The 11,552-nt window shown below is 45.8% G+C and carries 11 protein-coding genes and 1 tRNA gene; 8 read left to right on the forward strand and 4 right to left on the reverse strand.

The annotated features are described in order from the left end of the window. The first annotated feature begins 1 nt into the window (after position 1). The 5 genes from K2Y22_04890 (at position 2) to K2Y22_04910 (ending at position 5,870) form a co-directional block, all read left to right on the forward strand. The gene (locus K2Y22_04890) at positions 2-757 is read left to right on the forward strand and encodes a hypothetical protein (GenBank protein ID MBX9877774.1); all 756 of its coding nucleotides are present in this window, start codon (positions 2-4) and stop codon (positions 755-757) included. Positions 758-765: 8 nt separating this feature from the next. Beyond that, positions 766-3,159, forward strand: coding sequence for a hypothetical protein (locus K2Y22_04895; protein MBX9877775.1), 2,394 nt, complete (start codon positions 766-768; stop codon positions 3,157-3,159). Between the two features lie 43 nt (positions 3,160-3,202). After that, positions 3,203-3,559 carry a hypothetical protein gene (locus K2Y22_04900; GenBank protein ID MBX9877776.1) on the forward strand — a complete coding sequence of 119 codons (357 nt, stop codon included), beginning with the start codon at positions 3,203-3,205 and terminating at the stop codon, positions 3,557-3,559. Positions 3,560-3,579: 20 nt separating this feature from the next. After that, positions 3,580-5,403: a rhomboid family intramembrane serine protease gene (locus tag K2Y22_04905; protein ID MBX9877777.1), complete on the forward strand. Its 1,824-nt coding sequence runs from the start codon at positions 3,580-3,582 to the stop codon at positions 5,401-5,403. Between the two features lie 83 nt (positions 5,404-5,486). Further along, complete coding sequence (locus tag K2Y22_04910) at positions 5,487-5,870, forward strand: hypothetical protein (GenBank protein MBX9877778.1); 384 nt, start codon at positions 5,487-5,489, stop codon at positions 5,868-5,870. 9 nt (positions 5,871-5,879) lie between these two features. On the opposite strand, the gene selB is transcribed toward K2Y22_04910, so the two are convergent. Further along, positions 5,880-7,700 (reverse strand): selenocysteine-specific translation elongation factor, encoded by a 1,821-nt coding sequence (selB, locus tag K2Y22_04915; GenBank protein MBX9877779.1) that lies wholly within the window; start codon positions 7,698-7,700, stop codon positions 5,880-5,882. Between the two features lie 107 nt (positions 7,701-7,807). On the opposite strand from selB, the gene K2Y22_04920 reads away from it, so the two are divergent. Beyond that, positions 7,808-8,419, forward strand: a complete 612-nt coding sequence (locus tag K2Y22_04920; GenBank protein MBX9877780.1) for a DedA family protein — start codon at positions 7,808-7,810, stop codon at positions 8,417-8,419. A gap of 51 nt (positions 8,420-8,470) precedes the next feature. On the opposite strand, the gene K2Y22_04925 is transcribed toward K2Y22_04920, so the two are convergent. After that, complete coding sequence (locus K2Y22_04925; protein ID MBX9877781.1) at positions 8,471-8,866, reverse strand: hypothetical protein; 396 nt, start codon at positions 8,864-8,866, stop codon at positions 8,471-8,473. A gap of 238 nt (positions 8,867-9,104) precedes the next feature. Here K2Y22_04925 and K2Y22_04930 point away from each other — a divergent pair, with 238 nt between their 5' ends. Next, positions 9,105-9,713: a hypothetical protein gene (locus K2Y22_04930; protein ID MBX9877782.1), complete on the forward strand. Its 609-nt coding sequence runs from the start codon at positions 9,105-9,107 to the stop codon at positions 9,711-9,713. Positions 9,714-9,822: 109 nt separating this feature from the next. Next, positions 9,823-9,895 (forward strand) — tRNA-Phe (locus tag K2Y22_04935). A 6-nt stretch (positions 9,896-9,901) separates the two neighbouring features. Here K2Y22_04935 and K2Y22_04940 read toward each other — a convergent pair. After that, complete coding sequence (locus K2Y22_04940; GenBank protein MBX9877783.1) at positions 9,902-10,258, reverse strand: zinc ribbon domain-containing protein; 357 nt, start codon at positions 10,256-10,258, stop codon at positions 9,902-9,904. 66 nt (positions 10,259-10,324) lie between these two features. Next, on the reverse strand, positions 10,325-11,500 hold the full coding sequence (locus K2Y22_04945) for an aminotransferase class I/II-fold pyridoxal phosphate-dependent enzyme (GenBank protein ID MBX9877784.1): 1,176 nt from the start codon (positions 11,498-11,500) through the stop codon (positions 10,325-10,327). Positions 11,501-11,552 lie beyond the last annotated feature (52 nt).

The following is an 11,552-nucleotide window of genomic DNA, read 5'->3' on the forward strand; positions in this document are numbered from 1 at the left end:
GATGAGTATTGACGCAAGTGTCAAATTAGGCAAAGGAACAAATATTGCTTCCGATGCGTTTATTGGCAAAGGCTCAGTAATTGGTGACAATGTCGTAATTGAACCCGGGGTCGTCATTTACGAAAATGTAAAAATTGGCGCCAACACTTACATCGGCGCTCAATGCATTTTGGGTGAAAGAGTTTTTGGATTCAACACGGATCCTAATTATGCAAACCCGGAACTCTCAATTGGACCAAACAGCACCATACGCTCGGGAACAATTATCTACGCCGGTTGCACAATGGGTGAAAAATTCCAGACAGGACACCGTGCCTGCATTCGTGAATACAGCCATTTCGGCACTAATTGCGCCTTCGGCACAATGTCGCAATCCGATGGTCAAATAAAAGTTGGAAACGATTGTCGCTTCCACAACAATGTCTTCATTGCCACATTCACGACAATTGAAGACGATGTGCACTTCTATCCGATGTCTTGCACAACGGACAGCTTGCACCCACCATGCCAAAAAGGCCGTCAAGGACCATATGTGGAAAAAGGCGCCATAATTTGCGCCCGCGTTCTTTTGCTACCGCGCGTTCGTATCGGCGCAGGCGCAGTTGTTGCAGGCGGCTCAGTTGTTAGCCATGACGTTCCGGCAAACATGATTGCCGCAGGCAATCCGGCAAAAGTCGTCAAAGCAAAAGATGCCGTCCGTTGCCACTTAGAAGATCGTCCCGCCTGGGAAGTCGCCCTGGAATCCGTAAAGTCCTAAATAACCTAATGATTCAAATCAAAGAAAGAACAACTGATATCAGTAAGCAAACTGAGGGGCAGTCCAGCCTCATCAGCATTGGCTTAGTTCTTGTCATTGCCGCAACCATCGTTGCTTACAGCAATGTGTTATTCAATTTTTTCAATGGCGACGATTTTGTGCACTTAACCTGGCTCAAGGATGCTGTCAAGAATCCCGAACTTATCTGGCGCAACTTCCATAGTTCGTGGCTCGACGGCACAACAACACGCTTTTATAGACCGCTTATTTCTGTCTTCATGGTCACTGATTACCTTGCCTGGGGTATTAACGGACTAGGTTTCCACATAACCAATTTGCTCTTTCATTTAGCAAGCACCCTACTTATATTTTTTATCGTCAAGAATCTTGCGCGCAATTCGCAGACTTGGGCATTAACAGCAGCCGGGCTGTTCGGACTATATCCGTTACATCCCGAAGCTGTTTCTTGGATTACCGGTAGAGTTGACAGTGTAGTCACGCCATTTTGTCTTTTCAGCTTGCTGGCATTTATGTATTACCGCCAATCAGGAAAACTTTTCTGGGCGGCATTGGCAACCGTATCAATGTGGCTTGGTCTCTTTTCCAAAGAAATGGCCATTACATTGCCGGCCATCTTCGTACTTTATGAAGTCCTATACGGGCAGTCATCATCTTCTTTAGGGTCCTCTTTTGGAAAACTAAATTGGTTCATCGAGAAATCAAAATCAATTGTTGTCCACACTGGATGGTTCTGGCTGATGCTCGGGCTTTATTTCTTTGTGAGAGTGAAAGCACTCGGCACATTTGTCGGCGGCTATGATGATTCACTTCTGTACATTGCCAATTTCAACAACTTCATAAGCAGTTGGCTGCATGGCTTGAAAAAGCTCGTCGTGCCACTAAACATGAATCTCATGAGCACGCGTCATATTTTAAGTATCACCTGGCAGGGATCAGCAATTGTTTCGGCGGTGCTCGGAATTTACAGCATCTTTAAAAACAAAGACCTCTTGCGACCTGTTGCCTTTCTTACTTGTTGGCTAATTCTTTGTCTGGCACCCGTATACAAGATTTTCAACATAACTGATGATCTGCAAGGAAGCAGGCTTGCTTATCTGGCAACGGTGCCGCTAACAATATTGATGACCGTGGCCTTTGCGCGCTTTTCGCAAGGCCGTGCTTCTGGTCTAAAAAACATTCTCAAAGCTGTGGTTGCCGTTTGTCTTCTTACTTCGGCAGCAATGCTGTTATGGACAAACAATCAAGCCTGGGCAGAGGCCGGTAGACAATCGAACGCCATAAGAATGTCCTTGAATGAATTGTACAAAAAGGTCGAAGGTGATCCGCAAGCACTCTTTATTGGACTTCCCGATGAAGTAAACGGCTCATACATTTGCCGCAATGCTCTCTGGGGCATGACCAAATCACCGCAAATGCACCGTGACATAGTCAATTGTTTGATGGTCAACAGCTTCGAGCCAATCTTGCCTTTTGGATATTTAAAAGAATCGCTCTATCAAGCAAAAGAACAAGTAAGGCTATTTAGGTGGGATAACACTTCTGAAAGCTTTTTAGATATCAGCTTACCGGAATCAGACTCACTTTCCAAAGTGACGACCGTATTTCAAGGCAATGCCCTGAAACAAATTGCTAAGCCACAAAAGATCTCCGGCACTACTTACACCTGGCTTCCTGATGGCACACTGTCTGTTTCCTCAAGCGCAGACGCTCGCAAGCATTCAGAAATAATTCTTGATCTGGGCAAACTACCTTGCTGGTTCACAGATTTCATTGCAGTAAATTTTGAAGTGCTTCACTTGCCTGAACAAAGCGCCCAATGGGGAGCAGATCTACTCTACAAAAACGATATCAATAAGGATTTTGAACTGAGAAGAAGAACGCACGCTCAAATATATCCGAAAACGGTTTTTGCTTTACATAGTTTGCCGGAGTGGTCTCTGGGCGGCACGGCTAAACAATTCAAACTCATGCTGCCGCCGGGTAGCGAATTAAAAATCAAATCCATTGAAGTAGTTAGACCGGAAACAGTCATGCCCAGTTTGACATTCAAAAATTCCGGCTATTTCGGCACCAAAGGCTATCTGCATATTTCAGACAAAGACAACACTCAAGTTATTAATATTGATACCAGAGAAATTGCAAATGCCGCCGGCGCGCGAATTGAAATAACCAGACCAAATCTCTTGTTTGAATTCCAAAATACAACTGAGCCAAGCCGTGTGATTGCCCAGACAATCGATACGGGCAAGAAGGCTTCGGTTACTCTTACGGAAGATAAGTTTCCTTCCGCCGGCATCTATGAACTGCGCGTCAGAGCCATCGACAGCGCCGGTAATCCCGTCGGATTAGCCAGCGACCATATCGTTATATCCGTCGATTAATTTGGTAAATAGATAGAAGAATAACCAGTCAAAGGCTAAGTCTGTGACCAAACCCAAGCGGCAGTTTTCATCAAGCCTTATCGGACAACGGCTAATTGAAGCCGGCTATTTAACCCAAGAGCAGCTGGATAAAGCTCTTGCGCAGCAGATGGAAACCGGGCTTCTATTTGGCGAAGTCTGCCTTTTGCACGGCTGGATAACCTTTGACCAATTAAAAGAATGCCTACCTCCCATGAGAAGCAAAATCGGACAGAGGCTTCTAGAATCAGGCGTCATTACCATGGAGCAGCTTTATCTGGCACTAGTCGAACAACGCAGCTCAGGATGCCGCCTGGGGCACATTCTTATCGCACGCGGCTGGGTCGAAGAGTCCAAAATGATGGCTACCAGTCACAATTAAGTCTGGGATGACATTAAATCATGTTTCCTCTGCGGGACATAAACACATCCAATAGACCCCACCCAGTCACGATTATTTTGATCGCGATCAATTTAATCGTCTTACTTTACGAGCTTCACTTAGGCAGTAAGGGGTCAAGTGAGTTCATTGTCAAATATGGCATGGTTGCATCGCGCTTCCTGAACAATCCTGACGGACAACAGCTTTTTACACTTCTTAGCTCTACATTTCTGCATGCCGGAATATTTCACTGTGTCTTCAATATGTGGTTCCTTTGGGTTTTTGGCGACAATGTAGAAGACTATCTTGGTAGTTTGACTTATTTGTTGTTTTATCTATACTGCGGTTTTAGCGCCGACATAATTGCGTTAGCTGCTCAACCGACTATTAATCTTCCGACTATTGGCGCCAGCGGAGCAGTCGCCGGAGTACTAGGTGCCTACATCGTCTTGCACCCTGACGCTAAAGTAGTCTCTACCCATCCTATCTTAGGCTGGTTCAAACCTATAACTATTCCTGCCTACTGGTATTTGGGTATTTGGTTTGCAATGCAGCTAATAAGCGGCTGGCAAGGATTTTTAAACCCTATAGAACAAGGTGGAGTTGCTTGGTGGGCTCATATTGGCGGATTTCTCGGCGGTGCCGTGTTTGCTGCCTTTATGCCGCGTGATTATCCTGAGGTCCAAACCAAGACTGAACCTGAGAAATATTCTTTCGGTCATCAAGCTTTCGTGCTCATATTTTTGTCGCTTATCGTCTCAACAATACTTACCTGGCAGATTCAGTTAAATAAAAGTCGACACAAAAGATCGCTGCCTACTTTCACCGTAGCATCTGTCACAACAGATAGCACACTAAACAAATCATTTGCACGCAAACATGGTTGGACAGGCACCAACAAGGCCATTAGCATTCCACTCAATGCCAAACAATCGCTATGGATTTTCGGACACACTTGGATAAATCTGCCAAGCAAGAAATCTTTTAACCAAGTGATAATTGCCAATTCAGCAGGTTGGTTAGACTTCGTTTCAAAAGCAAAACCGGTGCAATTCTTCTGGGGCAGTATTAAGAACAAACCAACCTCAATCATCAATGCACTTAAGGCGGATCTGCAATATGAACCAATGAGCGGAGCCCTAATACACGAGAAGCTTTATCTGTTTGCGAAAAGACTCGAAGATATCGATTTGCTGGTTGTCGACAATCCCAAAGACAAGCCGACATCCTGGAAAATTCGTCAAATCCCATTACCGAAAGCTGCTCAGAAATTGAAACTGGGTACAGCTTGTCTTACGACTTCCGATTACCTCTATGTTTACGGTGATGTGCCTTTCGATGCCAACAACAATAATCTTGTGGTAGCTCGTTTTCCTCTTGCCGATTTAACTCAAATCCAATGGCAATATTTCAGTGGATTTAAATCAAAAGAAAGCATTTGGTCGAATGACTTCATGCAAGCAGTTGTAGTGGCACGCAATGTCCCAAAGGAAATAGCCATTACAAAAGTGAATCCCAAAATAGGATTTGTAGCGACTTACATGGAGCCTCAAGGATCACAAATTATGCTTTTGCAGGCGCCTAGTCCTGAAGGACCTTGGTCGTCACCACTGGTTGCTTTCCAGTGCAACAAGGGCCAAAAATGCATCGCATACGAAGCGATTAACCACCCCGAATTGTCACAGAAGAACCTGGAGCTGGTTGTTTCTTTCTTTGGTGATAAGTGCCCGCAACCAACGCGGCAAATACCGCAGTTTGTCCACATCACCCTGGCAGAGAAGGCTCAGGAGCCCAAGCAGAGCCCTAGAAAAAGCATGGATTATCAATTCAGCACAAATTTTTAAGTATTTAAAAGGAACTTCGACTCTCCGGCGACATCATTGGCACAGTCCAAACTGTTCATTTACAGAAGGACGGAGGAGACATCATGCGAAATCTAGCTATAGGTTTGGGCATTTGTGCAATTGTCATTGCTTTGGCGTTTGCACTGCCACATTTGATGCCTGGCATTGACCGCAATACCTACTATCCGACAACAGCCGATACTTCTATCTATGCCGAACAGCAACCGGCAGTGATGGTTGAGCCGATGCCTGAGACAGTCTCGGTAGTTCGCAGACCGGCTATTGTGGAAACAAAAGTCATCAGACGACCGGTAACCAGAACAAGAATAGCCGCCAGAAGACCTGTTTTGGTAGAAAAAGAAGTGGACTATGATCATATTGGCCGCATTGAAGAAATTGAATACGACTACGATCACCATACAGGAAGAAACTTCCTGAGCAAAATAGGACACAAGATCTTCCACTAAAGGGCTACTTCAACTAGGCGCTTTCATCAGGACACGTCCTGACGGCAAGCGTCTGGTTATTTGCTGGTCATCGAAATAAGTAAGAAGCGCCATTGCATACTTGCGCGATGTGCCGAGAGCCTGTCTGAATTCACCAGGAGCGATGTCTTTCTTCTTCTGCCAGAGATCTGCAATTACGCGGTGGCACTTATCAATTGTCTCTTGAAGCGCGGCAAATTCATAAGCAACAATGGCAGCTTCTCTGTGCTTCATCATCTCTGTAAGTGTTTTCTCGACTACTTTGCTGTCGACATTTAGCCTGGTAGCCAACTCCTCAATTTCCAGGCACATAGTTTCCGAAAGTATTTTCAGCACACCCGCACGCAAAGCCTCATGCATTGCAGAGTCTATGTCATTATCCTTTTGCCCAACTATGGCTAGTTTGTCGCCAAGCTGTTCGATTTGGCCAAGAGCTACAAGCTTACTTACCAGAGCCTGAAAGACTTCTCGTCTTGCTGTCGGCAAAACCTTGCTGCGAACTGCTTCTTGCGTGCCGGGTAAACTCTCAAGAATTGATTTAAACAAATTGTCTTGCTTGTCTTCAGAAAGTATCGAATCAGCAGCTTGCACTAATTCACCTTGCAAGAGAGTGGCTAACGCAGATGAATCTGGCGGCAAGAATCTAGCAAGTTCAGATATAGGCAAAATTCCTTGTGGAGACAATTGCAAATAAGCAAGCAATGCTTTCTCAAAGTCAGCATCCGACAAGAATCCATCTAATTGCGAGAGTTTTTCTTTGGTCAACCAGCGCGGCGGGTTAAGAAGGAGAACGCTGCCACCTAATATTGTGTCGTCGGACAAGCGAATAATTAGTTTGTCTTGAATGCGAGCAATTAGTGGAACTTCAAAAGCAATCTTTGCCACATTACCAGTGACGAAGCGCACATGTCCTATTGCTTCTTTGGTGCCGTGATACACACGAATATCTTGACCAGCAATTGTTTTAACGGTTTCACTTGTATCGCGATGAGTTGCAATTGCCACAATAAGCACATCTGCAGGCGTGTGATCTTCTTTCAACAAGACATCACCACGTTCTAAGTTTTCTTTGCTGGCCAAATTGACAGCTACTCTTTGACCGGCGAATGCTTTATCAATGGTTTTGCCAAATGATTCCAAACGGCGAATCTTTGCTCTTAGATTTCTGTTGCCGACGAGCACTTGATCGCCTGTACTTAATTCACCATCAACAAGAGTGCCTGTGACGACCGTACCAAACCCGGATTTTGTAAAGACTCGATCAATTGGAAGAAAGAAAGTCTTGCCGTTTTGTTTTGCTCGATATGCGGCGCATGATTTGAAAATGGATTCTTTGAGTTCGGCAAGTCCAGTTTCTTTGATTGCTGAAACCGGCACGACACCAATTGAATGCAATCCGTATTCTTCCAAAAGTGATTCAATTCTTTGTCGAGACGACTCAATGCGATGACTGTCACAAGTATCTATTTTGTTCAACGCTACAAGGACATTGGGCACGCCTAGAAATGATAAAATCCGCACGTGCTGGATCGTCTGCGGCATGGGACCTTCATCGGCAGCGACAACGAGCAAAGCCATATCGATGCCGCCGACGCCGGCAAGCATGTTCTTAAGAAATTTCCCATGTCCAGGCACATCAACAAAACCAACGACCATGTCATCAAGTGACAAGTGCGCGAAACCCAGATCGGTTGTCATCTGGCGTTCTTTTTCTTCCTTCAATCGGTCAGGATCAATGCCTGTGAGGGCTTTCAGCAGGCTAGTTTTGCCATGATCGACATGTCCGGCAGTAGCGACTGTGAAGTAACGCATGATGCTTTCTTAAGAATGCTTCCTTAGCTATGACCAATACCCTCAATCCTACTAGGAAGTAGAATTTTCTATGCAAAATTCCACATAGCTTCATAGAGGGCGCCTTCGTGATTCACCAGTTAATCGACCCAATTCTTACATCCATCAAGGACACCGTAGCCGCATGGGGCTATGTCGGTGTAGCCGTGATGATGGCTATTGAATCCGCCAATATTCCTCTGCCATCGGAAGCAATCATGCCGACAGCAGGAATTTTGGTTCAACAAGGCAAAATGAATTTCCATTTGGCTGCTTTAGCTGGTGCCATCGGCTGCTTAATCGGTTCCATTCCGTCTTACTTCTTGGGACTTTATGGTGGCAGACCATTCTTGGAAAAATTCGGCAAGTTACTTTTACTCAAATCCCATGATCTGGATCTAGCGGATAAGTGGGTAGATAAGTATGGCGACATGACATTCTTCATCTGCAGAATGCTGCCTGTTGTTCGTACATTCATCTCATTTCCGGCTGGAGTTCTCAAAGCTCACTTTGGCATGTTCTGCGTCTTCACTTTCATCGGCTCTTTAATCTGGTGCTATTTCCTCACCTGGGTTGGTATCAAATTCGGTGAGAACATGGAAGTCTTCGTTGACCTCTGGCACAAATTCGATATAGCCATCGTGCTTATCGGCGGCAGCGGATTTGCTTATTACCTCTATAGACACTTAAAATCCGAATAGACATTCGGGAAACAGCTCAAAAAAAATGCAGGTTCGCTGAACCTGCATTTTTTATTTTCTATACTGTCTTCTGCGAGTTTCTTGCCTGATTTCGAGAAGCTCACGCAAGAGAGCTTTTCTGTTGGGACCATCCCACTCTTTAAGCCACTCAGTTACCGCTTGTTGAATCATGCCGCTCTTATCAGGTGAGTTGGTGCCATAGGCGCGCTTCAACTCTAACCAAATGGACTGCAAGGCAGCCAGTTGTTCAGAAGGCATCTTGATGGTGTAGGCAATGTACTTGCCACTGGCATGACTCCCGGCACTTAACTCAGGCAGCTCCAGGTCAAATTCGTTTTCAGCTTCAGCGGCATCATTTTGAGCCCACTTTTCGTGGACCTCATTGGCTTCATCGTTGTCACCAAAAGGCATTTGATTGTTTAAACCTGTAAGAGGATCAACTGCCACCTAATACCACCTCGGAAGAGATGCCCCAATTGTACATTCAAAATTCGTTTTGATACGGGCTTTCTGGCGCGTACCTAAGCTGAAATGAGAGTGAATATCGTAAGGCTACGAAGCCAAATATGCCCGAAAGCCCAAGCCCCATGGGAATCTCACCATCTCAACCCTTGATTTTTCGCAGAATAAAACGAAAATATCCAATACACCCTCTAGTCGACATAGTGTCGGCATCGGTACTTAAATGCTCTACGAAGTTATTCGAGAAATTGTTAGCCGAATTGCACAGGACAAAGTCCTTATGGGCTTAATTGTCATCCTCGTGCTTGGTTCTTTCTGGGGCGGCATGCAGGTCAAACACGGCTCTGAAGGTGGCTATGACAGAGAAGTTGCGGTGCCCGTGCAGGCCGAAAAACCTGTCGAGCACCCGGCTGCCGAAGGACCAAAACTCGATGGCTCTCTGGCATGTGATTTTGTGAAATGGTGGTTGACAAGCGCCATGGACTATTCTTCGTCCGGTGCCCAACAAGCTAAAAGCAAAGCTTTCGGTTGGATGACTCCTGAAGCGCAAGAAGCTTTTAAGACTGCCTTCTGGTCCCCTGACATCGCTGCCGGTATCGCCGACGGACGGATCAAGGCTCAATATCACCTGGCTGATGTGCAGACAGTGGCTGTCAATCCGGATGGATCAATTGTTGTTTGCGCCAATGGAACTTTCGTCTACCAAGCCGGCGGTCAGCCTACAAGCCAGCAGATGCAGACGGACTATTTGGTCCGTAAAGACCCGTCAGGTCTACGTATTGCCGGACTCTACAACAGGGTGGCACCTGTAGTCAGCTCATCAACTTATTAGTTCTTTTGTATCCCTAAGACTGTTACCTGGCACCACTTTGCAGTCAGTCTTATGCTATATTCTTCTGTCCTTGCGTCTCACCAGACAATATTGTCAAGAGACACAATGTGCCGAGGTAGCTCAGTCGGTAGAGCAGAGGACTGAAAATCCTTGTGTCGCCAGTTCAATCCTGGCTCTCGGCAAATTTTTTACGCTTCGAGATTTGGATAGACAGCAGTGCGTGGTGGCACTACTGTAGCGTCAGCCACTTTGGTTCCGCATGTTGTGCAGAAGTTAGCTGCCGCCGGCAATGGCTTATTGCACGGTGTGCAATGTTTTTCTTTTGGTGGACGCTGTCCTTGTTTGGCGCCGCAAGAGAGACAGAATAAATCAGAAGCTCTCACTTCAGTGGCACAAGAATGACAAACAACGGCTTCAGTTGGATTTGGGCCGGCAAAATCCATTTTGCGTGCGTGCCCACACTTGCGGCAGAATTTTGCGTTGTCTCTGTTTTCAGTTGAACAACTCGGGCAGGTATAAGCTTTGGTTGAATCTGTGTTGCTCATTGGTTTTTCCTTTTTAGAATGCCATGGCCTTATTCAATAAATTGGATGCCGTTATTTCTGTGCCAGTTATTTTGATGCTAGTTTAACTAAGCGCTTTTGAGCAGCAACAAGGGTTTCATCCTTGCGGCTGAAGCAGAAGCGGACATATTTATGTCCTTTGTCGTCTGCAAAAAAGCTGGAACCTGGAACAACCGCAACGCCTATGTCCTGAACCAAGTGCTGAGTAAATTCAACATCCGTCTTATAGCCGTATTTGCTGATATCAGTCATTACGTAATAGGCACCTTGCGGCTTGAAGTATTTGATACCAGATTCATCCAGTATCTTGAGCATGGTATCACGTTTTTTCGTGTATTCATGAGTTAAATCCTGGTAGTAGCGCTCAGGCAATTTAAGAGCCGTGACAGCAGCTCGCTGCAGCGGAGCGGGCGATCCAACTGTTAGAAAATCGTGCACCTTACGAATGGATGATGTTAAATCAGAAGAAGCAATTGCCCAACCGACGCGCCATCCGGTGACACTATAAGTCTTAGATAAACCACTGATGGTTACGGTCAAATCTTGCATGCCGTCAATGGTGGCAATTGAGATGTGCTTTAAATCGTCGTACAAAATATGTTCGTAAATCTCGTCAGTTATTGCCAGCACACCCCACTTTTGGCAAAGCTTAGCGATGAGTTCTAGTTCTTGGCGGTTGAATACTTTACCAGTGGGGTTATGGGGCGTATTGATAATAATTGCTCGTGTTTTGGAATTGAAAGCGGCTTCCAATTCCTTCTCGTCAAACGTCCAATCAGGTGTGCGCAGAGTTACATACCTTGGTGTAGCACCGGACAAAATTGCGTCCGGTCCATAATTTTCATAGAAGGGCTCAAAGACAATTACTTCTTCTTGGGGATCAATTAGAGCCAAAGCACTAGCGATCATCGCTTCGGTGGTACCACAGCAAACTGTGATCTGTGTTTCCGGGTCTACATTCAATCCCAGATAGCTAGCTGACTTTTCGGCAATTGCCTCACGCAAAAGCTTGTCACCCCAGGTGATGGCATATTGATTGACGTCGTCGTTAATAGCTTGGCAAGCGGCTTTCTTCAATTCGGGAGGAGCCGGGAAGTCAGGAAGACCTTGCGCTAAATTGACCGCTTGATACTTTGCGGCCAAACGCGACATTTCGCGGATAACGGATTCGGAAAACTGACTTGCTTTAGCGGAGCTTCTCTTCAGCTCGACGATTGGATTCATGACGACACTCACTGCTTGACAAAGGGCGTAAACAAGCCACTGCGGCTTGTAG

The organism is Candidatus Obscuribacterales bacterium (assembly GCA_019744775.1).
In the GTDB taxonomy this organism is placed as follows: Bacteria; Cyanobacteriota; Vampirovibrionia; order Obscuribacterales; family Obscuribacteraceae; genus SBAT01.